This is a genomic window from Streptomyces sp. NPDC057474 (assembly GCF_042802555.1).
Lineage (GTDB): Bacteria > Actinomycetota > Actinomycetes > Streptomycetales > Streptomycetaceae > Streptomyces.
Genome location: NZ_JBHVDX010000230.1, coordinates 1 through 16,416, shown reverse-complemented (window position 1 = coordinate 16,416; position 16,416 = coordinate 1). Strand labels below are relative to the sequence as shown.

Sequence of the window (16,416 nt, the reverse complement as noted above, 5' to 3'; positions counted from 1 at the left end):
ACCGCCGGCGAGTGGGGCGGCCCCAAGGACGGCGAGACCGTCGAGAAGCGGCAGGTGCGGTACCGGACCGTGGGTGACATGTCCTGCACGGGCGCGGTGGACTCGGACGCGGTGACGTTGGAGCAGGTCATCACCGAGATCGCGGCCTCCCGGCTGACCGAGCGGGGCGCGACGCGCGCGGACGACAAGATGTCCGAGGCCGCGATGGAGGACCGGAAGCGCGAGGGGTACTTCTAAGCATGAGCACGACTCCGACCGAGAAACCCTCGGCCACCATCGACACTCTGCGCTTCGCGACGGCCGGGTCGGTCGACGACGGCAAGTCCACGCTGGTCGGGCGGCTGCTGCACGACTCCAAGTCGGTTCTGACGGACCAGTTGGAGGCGGTGGAGCGAGCCTCCGCCGGCCGTGGCCAGCAGACCCCCGACCTCGCGCTGCTGACGGACGGTCTGCGGGCCGAGCGGGAGCAGGGCATCACGATCGACGTGGCGTACCGCTACTTCGCGACCCCGCGCCGCCGGTTCATCCTCGCCGACACCCCCGGCCATGTGCAGTACACCCGCAACATGGTGACCGGCGCGTCCACCGCCGAGCTGACGATCGTCCTCGTCGACGCGCGCAACGGCGTCGTCGAGCAGACGCTGCGGCATGCGGCCGTGGCTGCCCTGTTGCGGGTGCGGCACGTGGTGCTGGCCGTCAACAAGATGGACCTCGTCGGGTACGAGGAGAAGGAGTTCCGCCGGATCGTCGAGGACTTCACGCGCCACGCCGACGCACTGGGACTGCCCGGCTTCACCTCGATCCCGGTCTCGGCGCTGGTCGGTGACAACGTCGTCGACCGGTCCGGCCACATGGACTGGTACGGCGGCCCGGCGCTCCTGGAGTTCCTGGAGACCGTGCCGGTGGGCACGGAGGCCGGGGACGCTCCGGCGCGCTTCCCCGTGCAGTATGTGATCCGGCACGACGAAGTCCGCCACTACGCAGGGCAGCTGGTGTCGGGGGCGCTGCGGGTGGGTGACCGGGTGAGCGTCCACCCGTCGGGCGAGACCTCCGAGATCACGGGGATCGATGTCCTGGGCGAGGCGGCGGAGATCGCGTACGCGCCGCAGTCGATCAGCGTGCGGCTGGCGGACCAGCGGGACATCTCCCGTGGGGACATGATCACGGCGGGCGGCGCGGACGCGCCGACGCTGACGCAGGACGTCCGGGCCGCCGTCTGCCATCTCGCGGAGCGGCCGCTGCGCCTGGGTGACCGCGTGCTGCTCCGGCACACCACTCGGACCGTCAAGGCGATCGTCAAGGAACTCGGCGGATACCCCGAGCTGACCACGAACGACCTCGGCCGGATCGTACTGCGCACGGCGGAACCGCTGGCGCTGGACGACTACGCGGACGTACGGCGGACGGGGGCGTTCATCCTGGTCGACCCGGCTGACGGGGCGACGCTGACGGCGGGGATGGTCGAGCTGGCGTAACGGGCGCCCTCAACTTCCCAGCGCCAACCGGGGTTTGGGGGCGTCCGTGCGGCCCGTGTTGGGGCGGCGGTTGCCGGCTCGGTAAGGGGCGGGCCAGGTGACGGCCGGGCCGGTGTAGCCCTGTTCGGCCGCCGCGTGGAGCGTCCAGTGCGGGTCGTACAGGTGGGGGCGGCCCAGGGCGCAGAGGTCCGTGCGGCCCGCCAGGATCAGGGAGTTGACGTCGTCCCAGGAGGAGATGGCGCCGACGGCGATCACCGGCATTCCCACCTCGTGCCGGATGCGGTCCGCGTACGGCGTCTGGTACGAGCGCCCGTACTCGGGGTGTTCGTCGGCGACGACCTGCCCGGTCGAGACGTCGATCGCGTCGGCGCCGTGCGCGGCGAAAGCGCGGGCGATCCCGACGGCGTCCTCAGCCGTGGTGCCCCCGTCGGCCCAGTCCGTCGCCGAGATCCGGACGGTCATGGGCCGCTCCTCCGGCCACACCGACCGTACGGCGTCGAAGACTTCGAGAGGGAAGCGCAGCCGGTGGTCGAGGGAGCCGCCGTATTTGTCGGTGCGGAGGTTCGTCAGCGGGGACAGGAAGCCGGAGAGCAAGTAGCCGTGGGCGCAGTGCAGTTCCAGCAGGTCGAAGCCGCTGCGGGCCGCTCGGCACGCAGCGGCGGTGAACTGCTCGCGGATATCGGTCAGTTGGGCACGGGAGAGTTCACGCGGAGTCTGGCTGCCGGGCTTGTACGGGATCGGGGACGCGGCCGTCAGCGGCCAGTTGCCCGCGTCCAGGGGGGCGTCGACGCCTTCCCACATCGGCTTGGTCGAGCCCTTGCGGCCGGAGTGGCCCAGCTGGACGCCGATGGCCGTACCCGGTGCCTGTTCGTGCACGAACGTCACCGTGCGGCGCCAGGCGTCGGACTGCCGGGAGTTCCAGAGCCCGGCACAGCCCGGGGTGATCCGCCCCTCGGGGCTCACGCACACCATCTCGGTCATCACGAGCCCGGCGCCGCCGAGGGCGCGGGCGCCCAGATGGACGAGGTGGAAGTCGCCGGGGACGCCGTCGGTCGCCGAGTACATGTCCATCGGGGACACGACGACGCGGTTGCGCAGGGTCAGGCCGCGCAGCCGGAACGGGGTGAACATCGGGGGCGTTCCGGGCGGGCAGCCGAACTCCCGCTCCACGGCTTCGGTGAAGTGCGCGTCACGGAGACGGAGGTTGTCATGGGTGACGCGGCGGCTGCGGGTGAGGAGGTTGAAGGCGAACTGCCGGGAGGGCTGGGCGAGATGGAGCCCGATGTTCTCGAACCACTCCAGACTGGCCCGCGCCGCACGCTGGGTCGAGGCCACGACCGGGCGCCGCTCCTCCTCGTACGCTCGCAACGCCCTTGCCTGATCGGGCTGTTCCTCCAGACAGGCGGCCAGCGCCAGCGCGTCCTCGACAGCCAGCTTCGTACCGGAGCCGATGGAGAAATGCGCGGTGTGCGCGGCATCGCCGAGCAGCACCAGATTGCCGTGCGACCAGCGCTCGTTGACGACCGTACGGAACGTCGTCCAGGTGGAGTTGTTGGAGCGCAGGGGCCGACCGCCGAGCGCGTCCGCGAAGAGTTTCGCGCACCGTTCGACCGACTCCCGCTCGTCCGCCCGGTCCAGCCCTGCGGCCCGCCACACCTCCTCGCGCATCTCCACGATGACGGTGGACGCGTCCGGCGCGTACGGGTAGCCGTGCAGCTGCATCACGCCGTGCTCGGTCTCGGCTGTCTCGAAACGGAACGATTCGAAGGCGAAGTCGGCGGCGAGCCAGATGTAGCGGCAGCGGTGCGTCTCGATGGTCGGCCGGAACACCTCCGCGTATGCCTCGCGCGTCGCGCTGTGCACGCCGTCCGCCGCTATGACCAGGTCGTACGTCTCGCAGAGCCAGGCGGGGTACGGGGCCTCCGTGCCGAAGCGGAGTTCGACGCCGAGTGCGCGGCAGCGGTCGTGCAGGATCTGGAGGAGGTGGCGGCGGCCGAGGGCGGCGAAGCCGTGGCCTCCGGCGGTGTGGCGGGTGTTCCGGTGGACGATGTCGATGTCGTCCCAGCGGATGAAGTGTTGCTGCAGGGACTCGTAGACCAGGGGGTCGGCGTGTTCTATGCCGCCCAGCGTTTCGTCGGAGAGGACTACTCCGAAGCCGAAGGTGTCGTCGGGGGCGTTGCGTTCCCAGACGGTTATCTCGCGGGTGGGGTCGAGGCGTTTGAGGAGGGCGGCGGCATAGAGGCCGCCTGGGCCGCCGCCGATGACGGCTGTTCGGTGGGGGCGGCTGGTCTGCTTCGGCGGCTGCGGGTTCGTTGTGGCCGGTCGCGCCCCGCGGCGGAGCCGCATATCGACCCTGCCCCGCGCCCCTTGGGTGGGCGCAGTCACCGTCCCCTCCATTTGGGAGGTCGCTTGCCCGTGAACGCCGCGTGGAACTCCGCGTAGTCCTCGCCGTTCATCAGCAGAGCCTGGGTGGCGGCGTCCAGTTCCACGGCTGCTGACAGGGGCATGTCCAGCTCCGCCGTCAGCAGGGCCTTCGTCTGGGCGTACGCCAACGCCGGGCCCTCGGCCAGGCGGCGGGCCAGAACCTGTGCGGCCTCGTCGGCGCTGCCCTCGTCGGTGAGCTGGCTGATCAGGCCGATGCGTTCGGCCTCGGGGGCGCGGACGGGGTCGCCGAGCATGAGGAGGCGGGTGGCGTGGCCGAGGCCGACGACGCGGGGCAGCAGGTAGGCGGCGCCCATGTCTCCGCCGGAGAGGCCCACGCGGGTGAAGAGGAAGGAGAAGCGGGCGGTGGGGTCCGCCACGCGGAAGTCGGCGGCCAGGGCGAGGACCGCGCCGGCGCCCGCGGCCACGCCGTGCACGGCGGCGACCACCGGGAAGGGGCACTCGCGTACGGCCCGTACGACCTGCCCGGTCATCCGGTTGAAGTCGAGCAGCTGGGCGGTGTCCATGGCGAGGGTCGCGCCGATGATCTCGTCGACGTCGCCGCCGGAGCAGAAGCCGCGGCCGTCGCCGGCCAGCACCAGGGCCCGTACGGACTTCTCCCGGGCGAGTTCGGCGAGCAGGTCGCGAAGGTCGGCGTAGGCGCCGAAGGTGAGCGCGTTGAGCTTCTCGGGGCGGGCGAGGGTGACGGTGGCGACACCGTCGGTGATCTCGCACCGTAGATGCCGCCAGTCGGAGGTGCGGGCGGCGGAGCCGGTGAAGGGACTCATGACGGGCGGCCTCCTCGGGGGCTACCGCGACGCTGCGGCTACTTCCCTACCCCACGAAGCTATCACCGATATCTGACTGTCGTCATGAGTGCGCGATAGGCCGAACGACGGTTCCCGCCGCCCCGCCGCGCGACCCGGCCGGGCCTCCGTCACTCGGTCACGGACGTTCGACAAGCCGGTAACGACGGGCTCGGTCGGGCGCGGCGGGGCGTTGCTCTGGGTAGACCGGCTGGCAACGGGGCCGAAGGTCCCCCACGACGCCCGCCGAGCGGCTCTGCCGGTCCGCGCCGTACCATTCGTCACGTTGAAAGCAGGACGAGCCATGACCTGCTCCATGAACGGATCCGCCACCTTGCAAGAACCCTCCGCCCCCGCCTCCTGGCGCATCGCGCTGCCGCACACCGCCGCGGCCGTGCCCGTGGCCCGCGCGTTGGTGCGTACGGCGCTGACCGAGCTGGAGCACGGGGCGGACTGCGACACGGCGGAGCTGCTCACGGCGGAACTGGTCGCGAACGCGATCGAGCACGCGGCCGGGGACGGGCCCATAGAGCTGGTCGTGGAGCTGGTGCCGACCGGCTGCAAGGTGGAGGTCCACGACCCGGACCCGGCGCCCCCGGGCGACCTGACCACCCCGGGTCACATCGACCCGGACCCCTGGCAGGAGCACGGCCGCGGCCTCCTCCTCATCCGCGCCCTCAGCTCCGCCTGCGGCCACCGCCCCACGGACTCCGGCAAGGCGGTGTGGTTCCGCCTGCCGACGGTACCGACTCAGCGCCGCCCCGCATAAGCTCCGCCGGGTCAGGCCAGCGTCGCCACCAGAACCGCCTTGATCGTGTGCAGCCGGTTCTCCGCCTCGTCGAAGACGACGGAGTGCGACGACTCGAACACCTCGTCCGTGACCTCCAGCGAGTCCAGCCCGTGCAGCTCGTGGATCTCGCGCCCCACCTTCGTGCCGAGGTCGTGGAAGGCCGGCAGGCAGTGCAGGAACTTGACGTCCGCGTTGCCGGTGGCGCGCAGAACGTCCATGGTCACGGCGTACGGGGAGAGCGCTCCTATGCGCTCGTCCCAGACCTCCTTGGGCTCCCCCATCGAGACCCAGACATCGGTCGCCACGAAATCGGCACCCTCCACGCCCTCGTGGACGTGCTCGGTGAGGGTGATCCGCGCCCCGCTGATCTCCGCGAGCTTGCGCGCGTGGGTGACGATCTCCTCGGCCGGCCAGTAGGCCTGCGGGGCGACGATACGTACGTCCATACCGAGCAGGGCCCCGGTGACCAGGTACGAGTTGCCCATGTTGAAGCGGGCATCACCGAGGTACGCGAAGGCCATTTCGTCGAGCGACTTGTCGCTGTGCTCGGTCATGGTCATCACGTCGGCCAGCATCTGGGTGGGGTGCCAGTCGTCGGTGAGGCCGTTGTAGACCGGCACCCCGGCGTACGCGGCCAACTCCTCCACGTTCGCCTGGCTGTCGCCGCGGTACTCGATCGCGTCGAACATCCGGCCGAGCACCCGCGCGGTGTCCCGTACGGACTCCTTGTGGCCCATCTGCGACCCGGACGGGTCGAGGTACGTCGTCCGGGCGCCCTGGTCGGCCGCGGCGACCTCGAACGCGCAGCGTGTGCGTGTCGAGGTCTTCTCGAAGATGAGCGCGATGTTCCTGCCCCGCAGGTACCGGGTCTCCGTCCCGGCCTTCTTGGCCGCCTTCAGCTCCACGGCCAGCCCGATCAGCCCGCGGAACTCCTCCGCGGTGAAATCCAGCTCCTTGAGGAAGTGGCGCCCGGCGAGGGCGTGGGGAACGGTCGCCATGGGGGCGCTCCTGGGTCGACGGGGCAGGGACAGCATGAGGAAGCTGGAAGTCTATACGATGTTCCACATTTCTATACGGCGACGCATGTCCGTGTGACGCAGATCCATACGGCGCGCTTCCCTACGCGCACTTCTATACGGCGGATCTCTCCACCGGGCAGCTCATGCAGCGCGGCCCGCCCCTCCCCCGGCCCAGCTCGCTCCCCGGAATCTCGATCACCTCGATGCCCTGCTTGCGCAGATGCGTGTTGGTGGTGGCGTTGCGTTCGTAGGCGACGACGACGCCGGGCTCGACGGCGAGGACGTTGCAGCCGTCGTCCCACTGCTCGCGTTCGGCGGCGTGGACGTCCTGCGTGGCGGTCAGCACCCGGATCGAGTCGAGGCCGAGCGCGGCGGCGATCGCGCGGTGCATGTGCTCCGGCGGATGGTCGGTGACCTTGAGTTCCTTCTCACCGACGCCGGGTTCGATGGTGTACGAGCGGAGCATGCCGAGTCCGGCGTACTGGGTGAAGGTGTCGCCGTCGACCATGGTCATGACGGTGTCGAGATGCATGAAGGCCCGGCGCTTCGGCATGTCGAGGGCCACGATGGTCCGCGCGGAGCCGGCGGCGAAGAGCTTGTGGGCGAGCATCTCGACGGCCTGGGGGGTGGTGCGCTCGCTCATGCCGATGAGGACGGCGCCGTTGCCGATGACGAGGACGTCGCCGCCCTCGATGGTGGACGGGTAGTCGGCCTGGCCCTCCGACCAGATGTGGAACGTCTCGTCACGGAAGAGGGGATGGTGGCGGTAGATCGCCTCGAAGTGGACGGTCTCGCGCTGGCGGGCGGGCCAGCGCATGGCGTTGATGGAGACGCCGTCGTAGATCCAGGCGGAGGTGTCGCGGGTGAAGAGGTGGTTGGGGAGAGGGTCGAGGAGGAATTCGTCCAGCTCCATGACGTGGAAGCGGACGGAAGCCGGCTCCATGTGCGCGTCGAGGAACTCGCGCTTGGTCATGCCGCCGATCAGGGCCTCGACCAGTTCGACCAGGGGCAGCGACTCGAAGGCGGCCCTGAGGTGGTCCGTGGCGAGCGGACCGTACTCCTTCTCGTCGAAGACCCGGTCGAGTACCAGCTCCCGGGCCCTCGGGATCCGCATGACGTCGGTGAGGAGGTCGCCGAAGAGGTGGACGGCGACGCCTCGGTCACGCAGCACGTCGGCGAATCCGTCGTGCTCGGCGCGCGCCCGGCGCACCCACAGCACGTCGTCGAAGAGCAGCGCGTCCTTGTTGCTGGGGGTGAGCCTTTTGAGCTCAAGATCCGGGCGGTGCAGGATGACGCGGCGCAGGCGCCCGGCCTCGGAGTCGACATGGAATCCCATGTCCTCATCCTGACCATTCGGGCGCGTGTTCACCCGCCGGTCGGCCCAATCGGAACCCTTCCATCTCGTCCCCTTGACGATAAGTTGGCCACCCCATTATCGTCTAAGTGACACTAATCGGTGTCGATCAGTCGTCTCGAGGGGATCATCCATGGCCGACATCACCAGGCGGCTCGGCTGGCGGCATCTGCGCGGTGCGCCCACCGCGCACATCCGCCACCACCGCTCCGGGCGACTCGTGCACGACGGCCCGGGGCTGAGCTTCTGGTACCGGTCGCTGAGCGCCGCGCTCTCCGAAGTCCCGGTGGACGACCGGGAGTTGGCGATGACCTTTCATGCCCGTACGTCCGACTTCCAGGACGTGGCGGTGCAGGCGACGGTGACGTACCGGGTGAGCGACCCGGCGATCGCCGCCGCCCGGCTCGACTTCTCCGTCGACCCCGACACGGGGGTCTGGCGCGGCGCTCCCCTGGAGCAGCTGTCGACTCTGCTGACGGAGACGGCCCAGCAGCACGCGCTGGACGTCCTGGCCCGTACGACACTGGCGTCGGCCCTGGTCGACGGGGTCGCGGCGGTCCGGGAGCGGGTGTCGAGCGGGCTGGCGGCCGAGCCCCGGCTGCCGGCCACCGGGATCGAGATCGTGGCCGTACGCGTGGTGGCGCTGCGGCCCGAGCCCGAGGTGGAGCGGGCGTTGCGCACGCCGGCCCGGGAGCAGATCCAGCAGGAGGCGGACCGGGCGACGTACGAGCGCCGTGCCGTGGCCGTCGAGCGGGAGCTGGCCATCGCCGAGAACGAGCTGGCCAGCCAGATCGAACTCGCCCGGCGCGAGGAGCAGTTGGTCGAGCAGCGGGGGACGAACGCACGGCGGGAGGCGGAGGAGAAGGCCGCGGCGGACGCGGTGAAGGCGGGTGCGGAGGCGGCCCGGACGGTACGGCTGACCGAGGCGGAGGCCGAGCGGACCGTGCAGCTCGCGGACGCGGAGGCGGCGCGGAGCGTGCGACTGGCCGACGCGGAGGCGACGCGAAGCGTGAAACTGGCCGACGCGGAAGCGGCACGGCAGGTCAAGCTGGCCGAGGCGGAGGCCCGGGCCGCGCGGGCCGTCGGTGAGGCCCGGGCCGAGGCGCAGGCGGCGTGGCTGCGGGTGCACGCCGAGGTGGACGCGGCGACGCTGCACGCGCTGACCGGGACACGGCTCGCGGAGAACCTGCCGCGGATCGAGAGCGTGACGGTGTCGCCGGACGTGCTGACCGGGCTGCTCTCCAGGCTGGGCGTGTCGGGCACCGGAGGGGACGCGGCGTGAGTCTCGCGCCGCGGGTGGTGCTGGTCCATCGCACCACCGAATACGAGGAGTTGGTGGCCCGGCACGGTACGCACGGGCAGGCCGCCTTCTTCCTGCGGTCCCGGGGGCGGGACATCGAGGACGTGGCCGAGCGGCACCGGCGGGAGCGCCGGGCGCTGGCCGAGGTCACGTCCTCGATGCCGCTGACCTGGCGTCAGGCGCGGGTCGAGCGGAGCGACTTGGACCGGTTCCTGTTCGCTCCCGAGGACGTGGTGGTCGTGGTCGGGCAGGACGGGCTGGTGGCCAATGTCGCGAAGTACCTCGCGGGGCAGCCGGTGGTGGGGATCAACCCCGATCCCCGGCGCAATCCGGGGGTGCTGGTGCGTCACCGCCCCGAGCAGGCGGGGAAGTTGCTGACCGCCTCGCTGCAACACGGCATGCAGTCGGATGAGTTGACCATGGTCGAGGCCGTCTCCGACGACACGCAGCGGCTGGTGGCGCTCAACGAGATCTACCTCGGCGCGGCGGGGCACCAGACCGCCCGGTACCGCCTGGGGCTCGACGGCGACAGGGGTGCCGTCGAGCCTCAGGCCTCGTCCGGGGTGCTCGTCGGGACCGGGACCGGGGCGAGCGGGTGGATCCGGTCCGTGTGGCAGGAACGGGCGAGTGAGCTGGCGTTGCCCGGGGCGAGCGAGGCCCGGCTGCTGTGGTTCGTACGGGAGGCCTGGCCCTCCCCGGCCACCGGCACGTCACTGGTGGCGGGGCAGTTGGCGGCGACCGCCCGGCTCCGCCTCACCGTCGAGTCGGACCGGCTCATCGTCTTCGGGGACGGGATGGAGGGGGATGCGCTGGAGTTGACGTGGGGGCAGACGGTGCGGGTGGGGGTGGCGGGGGTTCGGTTGCGGTTGGTGGGCTGACGCGTGAATTCGCCCCCCGCAGGCCAGGGTGCGCTGACGAGGCTGGGGCGGTTCGATCACTGAGGCTGGGGCGGTTCGATCACTGCGCGCCGTCGGCAGGCGGCGGCACCGAGGCAGCCCCCTTGCGGCGCTTGCGGTGGGTGTAGGCGGTGATGGCGGACCAGAGGTCGCGGCGGTCCACTTCGGGCCAGGGTTGGTCGGTGAAGTGGAGTTCGGCGTAGTGGGCGTGCCAGGGGAGGAAGTTGGAGGTGCGGATCTCGCCGCTGGTGCGCCACAGGAGGTCGACGTCGGGCATGGCGTGGTGGGGCAGATGGGCGGCGAAGAGCCGCTCGGAGACCCGGGCGGGGTCGACCTCGCCGGCCAGCGCGGCACGGGCCAACGCCGCGCCCGCCTGGGCGAGTTCGGCGCGGCCGCCGTAGTTGACGCAGACGTTGAAGGTGAGGCCGGTGCGGTTGCGGGTGGCGTGCTCCTGGGCGCGAAGGACTTCCACCACGTCTTCCGGGAGGCCGTCGGGGGAACCCACCCAGCGCAGGCGTACGTCGTGGTCGAGGAGTTCGCCGTCGAGGAGTTCGGCGCGCATGATCGCGAAGAGTTTGGAGACCTCGTCGGGCGAGCGCTTCCAGTTCTCGGTGGAGAAGGCGTAGACGGTCAGATGGGCGAGGCCGATCTCCAGGGCGCCCTGGACGACATCCCGGAGGGCGACCGCTCCGGCGCGATGGCCCTCGTCGCGGGGCAGCCCGAGCCCGGTTGCCCAGCGGCCGTTGCCGTCCATGACGATCGCCACGTGCTGCGGGAGATGGGCCGCGGCTACGGCCGGCGGGCGGGCGCCGTCGCGGTGCGGGCGCGGCGGCAGCGGCGGCTCGGCGATCCGCGTGGTGTGGCGCTCGGAGTCGGTGTGCAGAGCGGATGCCGTGGCGTCGGCCCGGTCGTCGTCGGGTGAAGTCGCGCCCGCGCGGGCCGCGGACGCCGTCCTCGCCGGGGTGTCCGCCCTGCCGGGCGGCAGCGTCAGCCGCCACACCACCGCGGCCCGCGCCCGGGCCGGGCCGAGGATCCGCCACTCCGTGTGCCGGGGGACGCGTACCGGGCGGTGCAGAACGGCGGATCCGGCCCGGACGATCGCGTCCAGCTCCGCGCCGAACAGTTCGACGGCGCTGTCGAGCACGATGCCGGGGCCCAGCGGCAGCGTGTTCCGCAGCGCCCGGCGGGAATTCTCCAGCCATTCCCGGGCCTGGCCCGTGAGGTGGGCCACCAGTTGCCGGACGGCGGGGGTCCACTCGCGGGAGATCAGTTCGGCCGGGGTGACATGGAAGCGGTCGAGGATCTCGGCGGGGAACCACACGTGTCCGCCGTCGAGGTCCTCGGGGAGGTCGCGGAGCATGTCGGTGAGGAACAGCCCGTCCACGAAGCGGGTGAAGCCCGGGAGGTCGCGAAGCCGCACGGGTACGGGCAGTCCGCTCCGGACTAGCATCCGCATCAGCTGCTCGGGCCAGCTGACGTTCTGGGCGTGGGCGCGCTCGCGCCACTCCTGCCAGGTCGCGACGCCCTCGCGGTCCTCGTCCCGCTGGACCGCGTCCAGGGCGCCGAGCAGGTCGTCGAGGTCGAGCCCCCAGTGCCACACCGCGTCTGTCAGCGCGAGCCGGATCGGGTCGTCGCTGGTGCCGCTCGTCAGGTCGGCCTCCAGCGCGGCCCGCCACTCCTGAAGCCGCCGGGCGCGCTCCTGCGGGGTGCCCTCGGTGGAGTCGAGCAGATCGTCGGCGGAGGCGAGGGCTGCGTACAGGGCCCAGCAGGCGGGGCGTACCGGCGGGGGCATGAGCTGCATCAGGGCGTACTCGGTGGGCCGGGTCGTGCGGACCAGACGGCGGCACTCGTCGTACGCGGCGTCGAGTGCCGATCGCTCTCGCCCGGACCGCGTTACGGACCGCGTGGTGCTGCGACGCATGGGAAACCCCACATACCTTCGAATGGGACCGATGGGACCGACTCGGGTGACAGCGATCGCCTGCGACTGGCCGCGATCACTGTCCCCCGAGCACTGCCGGAACCGCTGGAACCATTCGAACGCAGTGCACGGCCACGCCTGGCTGCGACATTATCAGCCGCATTGTCGCCTCACAGGCGCGGGTCCACCCGCCGCGGACGGGGGCCGTACGTCACGGACGGGAATATCACAGACGGGGGTCGACCGGCTCCGACTCCAGGGCCAGTACCCCGAACACCGCCTCGTGCACCCGCCACAGCGGCTCCCCCTCCGCGAGCCGGTCCAGGGCCTCCAGACCCAGGGCGTACTCGCGGAGGGCGAGGGACCGCTTGTGGTTGAGGAACCTGCCGCGCAGCCGGGCCAGGTTCTCGGGGCGGGTGTACTCCGGGCCGTAGATGATCCGCAGGTACTCCCGGCCCCGGCACTTGATGCCCGGCTGCACCAGCCGTCCCTTTTCGCTCCGTACCACGGCCTCGACCGGCTTGACGACCATGCCCTCGCCGCCGCGGCCGGTCATCTCCAGCCACCAGTCGATCCCGGCCCGCACCGAAGCCTCGTCGGCGGTGTCGACGAAGAGGCGTCGGGTGGTCTGCAGCAGGCCGCTGCCGTCGAACTCGACGAGCCGGTCGATGAGGGCCAGCTGCTCGTCGTGCGGCAGCGCGGCGAGGCTGCGGCCCTGGACGGCGAGGATCTGGAAGGGGGCGAGCCGGACGCCGTCCAGGCCCTCGGTCGGCCAGCAGTAGCGCCGGTACGCGTCGGTGAACGCGGCCGCGTCGGCGGCCCGCTCACGCTGCTTGCCCAGCAGCTCACCCACGTCGACACCGCGCGCCACCGCACCCTCCAGGGCGGCCAGCGCACCCGGGAACACCGCGCCGGATGCGGCGCCGACTGCCGCGTACTGGGTGCGCAGCAGCCCGGACGCCTTCAGCGACCACGGCAGCAACTCGGCGTCGAGCAGCACCCAGTCCGTGTCCAGCTCCGCCCAGAGCCCGGCCGCTTTCATGGCCTCGCGCACCCGGCCGAGGACCAGCTCGGTGCGGGCCTCGTCGTCGAAGAACGGGCGGCCGGTACGGGTGTACAGGGACCCGGTGGGGCCGTCCGCGCCGAAGCGCTCGCGGGCCGCGTCGGCGTCACGGCAGACCAGGAGGACGGCCCGCGACCCCATGTGCTTCTCCTCGCACACGACCCGCGCGACCCCGTCCTCCTTGTACTGCGCGAACGCCTCCGCCGGGTGCTCGAGGAAGCCCTCGATGTGCGAGGTGGCCGTGGGAGCCATGGTCGGCGGCAGGTACGGCAGCAGGCGCGGGTCGACCGCGAAGCGGCTCATGACCTCAAGCGCTGCGGCCGCGTTCTCCTCGCGGACCGACACCCGGCCCGCGTGCCGGGTCTCGACGACCCGGCGGCCGTGCACGTCCGCCAGGTCCAGCGGCCGGCCCTCGTGCCCGCCGGGCGCCTCGGAGGCCAGCGGCTTCGCCGGCTCGTACCAGACCTGCTCCGCCGGGACCTCGACCAGCTCGCGCTCCGGCCAGCGCAGCGCGGTGAGTTTGCCGCCGAAGACGGCGCCCGTGTCGAGGCAGATGGTGTTGTTCAGCCAGGTGGCGGTGGGCACCGGGGTGTGGCCGTAGACCACGGCCGCGCGGCCCCGGTAGTCCTCCGCCCACGGGTAGCGCACCGGCAGCCCGAACTCGTCGGTCTCGCCGGTGGTGTCGCCGTACAGCGCGTGGCTGCGCACCCGGCCGGAGGTCCGGCCGTGGTACTTCTCCGGCAGCCCGGCGTGACAGACGACCAGCCGGCCGCCGTCGAGGACGTAGTGGCTGACGAGCCCGTCGATGAACTCCCGTACCTCCTTCTTGAACTCCTCGCTCTCGCCCTCCATCTGCTCGATGGTCTCGGCGAGGCCGTGCGTGTGCTGGACGTTGCGGCCCTTGAGGTGACGGCCGTACTTGTTCTCGTGGTTGCCGGGCACACAGAGCGCGTTGCCCGAACCGACCATGGACATCACGCGGCGCAGCACCCCCGGGCTGTCCGGGCCCCGGTCGACGAGGTCGCCGACGAAGACAGCCGTGCGGCCCTCCGGGTGCGCGCCGTCGACATAGCCCAACTTGCCGAGCAGGGAGTCCAGTTCGCTCGCGCAGCCGTGGATGTCGCCGACGATGTCGAACGGGCCGGTGAGGTGGGTGAGGTCGTTGAAGCGCTTCTCGGTGACGATCGTGGCGTTCTCGACGTCCTCCACACCGCGCAGGACGTGCACCTTGCGGAAGCCCTCGCGCTCCAAGTGCCGCAGGGAGCGGCGGAGTTCGCGGGTGTGGCGCTGGATCACGCGGCGCGGCATGTCGGCACGGTCGGTGCGGGCCGCGTTGCGCTCGGCGCACACCTCCTCCGGCACGTCGAGCACGACGGCGATAGGCAGCACGTCGTGCTGCCGCGCCAGCTCGATCAGCTGCTTGCGGGACTCCTGCTGCACGCTGGTCGCGTCGACGACCGTACGGCGGCCGGCCGCGAGGCGCTTGCCGGCGATGTAGTGCAGGACGTCGAAGGCGTCCTTCGTCGCGCTCTGGTCGTTCTCGTCGTCGGAGACGAGGCCCCGGCAGAAGTCGGACGAGATGATCTCGGTGGGCTTGAAGTGCCGTCGGGCGAAGGTGGACTTGCCCGAGCCGGACGCACCGATCAGCACCACGAGGGAGAGGTCGGTGACGGGCAGGGTGCGCCCCTGCTTCAGCTGATTCTCGGTCATGCCGCCTTCGCCTCCTTCTCGTTGGTGTTGCGCTGGTTGAACACAGCCATCTGGGTGGGAGGGCCCACCTCCGGGTCGTCGGGCCCGACGGGCACGAACTCGACCTCGTAGCCGTGGCGTTCGGCCACGGTGGTCGCCCACGTACGGAACTCCTCGCGGGTCCACTCGAAGCGGTGGTCCCCGTGGCGGACGTGGCCGGCGGGGAGGGTCTCCCAGCGGACGTTGTACTCGACGTTCGGGGTGGTCACAAGGACGGTCCTCGGGCGGGCCGAGCCGAACACCGCGTACTCCAGGGCGGGCAACCGGGGCAGGTCGAGGTGCTCGATGACCTCGGAGAGCACAGCGGCGTCGTAGCCCTTGAGCCGCTTGTCGGTGTAGGCGAGGGAGCTCTGGAAGAGCTGGACGCGGGAGGCCTGGCGCTCGCCCATGCGGTCGAGCTTGAGACGGCGGGAGGCGATGGTGAGCGCGCGCATCGACACGTCCGTACCGACGATCTCGGTGAAACGGACGTCCTTGAGCAGCGCCTGCACCAACTGGCCCTGGCCGCACCCGAGATCGAGGACACGCGCGGCGCCGGACTCCTTGAGCGCGGCGATGATCGCGTCCCGGCGCTGGACGGCGAGCGGCGTCGACTTCTCCTCGGCCCGGCCCTCGCCCTCGCTCTCGGTCCCGCCCTCGGCCTCGCCGTCCGCGGCTTCCTCGACGGCGTTGTCGATCGCTTCGACCTCGCTGTCGTCGGCCTCGGCCAGCCGTACGAGTTCCAGGCGCTCCATGGCCTGCCGGGTCAGCGACCAGCGGCGGGAGAGATAACGGCTGGTGATCAGCTGGTGCTCCGGGTGGGCCGGGAGCCAGCCCTCGCCCGCGCGCAGCAGCTTGTCGACCTCGTCGGACGAGACCCAGTAGTGCTTGGTGTCGTCGAGGACCGGCAGCAGGACGTACAGGTGGCGCAGTGCCTCGGCCAGGGTCAGCGACTCCGACTCCAGGACGAGACGTACGTAACGGGAGGCGCCCCATTCCGGGAACTCGGTGTCCAGCGCCACCGCTTCGGCAGTGACCGTCCAGCCGAGTGGATCGAAGAGCTTGACGACGAGGTCCGGGCCGCCGCGGGCGGGCAGCGCCGGTATCTCGACGCGCAGCGGGCGGACCTGCTCCGGGAGTTCGGGCCGGGCCTTGCAGTGCCCGCGCACGGCGCTGGAGAAGACGTCGTTCAGCGCGACGGCGAGCAGGGAGGAGGCCGCGTACGGGCGGTCGTTGACGTATTGGGCGAGTGCCGCGTCCGGTGCCCCGCCACGGCCCTTGCCCTTGCCGCGCCGGACCAGCGCCACCGCGTCCACCTCCAGCAGCAGCGCGGCCGTGCACCGCTCGACGTCCGCCTCGGGGTAGAGGACGTGCGCCTTGCCGTAGGAGGTGGAGAACGCCTGCGATTTGTCGGGATGCTTGTGCAGCAGGAAACCGAGATCGGTCGCGGGGCGCTCTGGGGTACCGGTGGTACTGATCGTCAGGAACACGGTGGGGTTGCCTCGTGGTGGGTGTCTGAGCTGCGGATTTCTGCGCGTCGTCGTCTTCGGCGCGCGTCCCCAACGTACAGCGAAGGCTCTGGGGACACCCCGGTATTTTCGGTACGCCGCCGTGGCCACCGCGTCCACGATCCTGCTCGCGGC

The 16,416-nt window shown here is 71.3% G+C and carries 11 protein-coding genes and 1 pseudogene; 5 read left to right on the top strand and 7 right to left on the bottom strand.

Going from position 1 to position 16,416, the window contains the following annotated elements; translation table 11 throughout:
* Both ACFU53_RS39760 and ACFU53_RS39755 read left to right on the top strand, forming a co-directional pair.
* A pseudogene (locus ACFU53_RS39760) lies at positions 1 to 237 on the top strand (sulfate adenylyltransferase small subunit); the annotation flags it as partial.
* Between the two features lie 2 nt (positions 238 to 239).
* Positions 240 to 1,475, top strand: a complete 1,236-nt coding sequence (locus ACFU53_RS39755; RefSeq protein WP_384004200.1) for a sulfate adenylyltransferase subunit 1 — start codon at positions 240 to 242, stop codon at positions 1,473 to 1,475.
* A 9-nt stretch (positions 1,476 to 1,484) separates the two neighbouring features.
* On the opposite strand, the gene ACFU53_RS39750 is transcribed toward ACFU53_RS39755, so the two are convergent.
* Complete coding sequence (locus tag ACFU53_RS39750; RefSeq protein ID WP_384004198.1) at positions 1,485 to 3,872, bottom strand: bifunctional salicylyl-CoA 5-hydroxylase/oxidoreductase; 2,388 nt, start codon at positions 3,870 to 3,872, stop codon at positions 1,485 to 1,487.
* A complete protein-coding gene (locus tag ACFU53_RS39745) occupies positions 3,857 to 4,684 on the bottom strand; it encodes an enoyl-CoA hydratase family protein (protein WP_384004196.1) in 828 nt (275 codons plus the stop codon). The genes ACFU53_RS39750 and ACFU53_RS39745 overlap by 16 nt, the downstream gene beginning before the upstream one ends.
* Before the next feature lie 334 nt (positions 4,685 to 5,018).
* Between ACFU53_RS39745 and ACFU53_RS39740 the strand changes: the two genes are divergently transcribed.
* A complete protein-coding gene (locus ACFU53_RS39740) occupies positions 5,019 to 5,471 on the top strand; it encodes an ATP-binding protein (protein ID WP_384004194.1) in 453 nt (150 codons plus the stop codon).
* An 11-nt stretch (positions 5,472 to 5,482) separates the two neighbouring features.
* Here ACFU53_RS39740 and argF read toward each other — a convergent pair whose 3' ends face one another.
* Complete coding sequence (argF, locus tag ACFU53_RS39735; RefSeq protein ID WP_384004192.1) at positions 5,483 to 6,490, bottom strand: ornithine carbamoyltransferase; 1,008 nt, start codon at positions 6,488 to 6,490, stop codon at positions 5,483 to 5,485.
* A 133-nt stretch (positions 6,491 to 6,623) separates the two neighbouring features.
* Positions 6,624 to 7,847, bottom strand: coding sequence for an arginine deiminase (locus ACFU53_RS39730; RefSeq protein WP_384004190.1), 1,224 nt, complete (start codon positions 7,845 to 7,847; stop codon positions 6,624 to 6,626).
* Positions 7,848 to 7,998: 151 nt separating this feature from the next.
* On the opposite strand from ACFU53_RS39730, the gene ACFU53_RS39725 reads away from it, so the two are divergent.
* Positions 7,999 to 9,147 carry an SPFH domain-containing protein gene (locus ACFU53_RS39725; RefSeq protein ID WP_384004189.1) on the top strand — a complete coding sequence of 383 codons (1,149 nt, stop codon included), beginning with the start codon at positions 7,999 to 8,001 and terminating at the stop codon, positions 9,145 to 9,147.
* The gene (locus tag ACFU53_RS39720) at positions 9,144 to 10,043 is read left to right on the top strand and encodes a hypothetical protein (RefSeq protein WP_384004187.1); all 900 of its coding nucleotides are present in this window, start codon (positions 9,144 to 9,146) and stop codon (positions 10,041 to 10,043) included. Before ACFU53_RS39725 ends, ACFU53_RS39720 begins: the two co-directional genes overlap by 4 nt.
* 79 nt (positions 10,044 to 10,122) lie before the next feature.
* On the opposite strand, the gene uppS is transcribed toward ACFU53_RS39720, so the two are convergent.
* From uppS to ACFU53_RS39705, 3 genes are all read right to left on the bottom strand, one after another.
* On the bottom strand, positions 10,123 to 11,982 hold the full coding sequence (gene uppS, locus ACFU53_RS39715; protein ID WP_384004185.1) for a polyprenyl diphosphate synthase: 1,860 nt from the start codon (positions 11,980 to 11,982) through the stop codon (positions 10,123 to 10,125).
* Positions 11,983 to 12,208: 226 nt separating this feature from the next.
* Positions 12,209 to 14,755: a polynucleotide kinase-phosphatase gene (locus ACFU53_RS39710; protein ID WP_384004183.1), complete on the bottom strand. Its 2,547-nt coding sequence runs from the start codon at positions 14,753 to 14,755 to the stop codon at positions 12,209 to 12,211.
* On the bottom strand, positions 14,752 to 16,263 hold the full coding sequence (locus ACFU53_RS39705; protein ID WP_384004202.1) for a 3' terminal RNA ribose 2'-O-methyltransferase Hen1: 1,512 nt from the start codon (positions 16,261 to 16,263) through the stop codon (positions 14,752 to 14,754). The genes ACFU53_RS39710 and ACFU53_RS39705 overlap by 4 nt, the downstream gene beginning before the upstream one ends.
* Between the last annotated feature and the right edge of the window lie 153 nt (positions 16,264 to 16,416).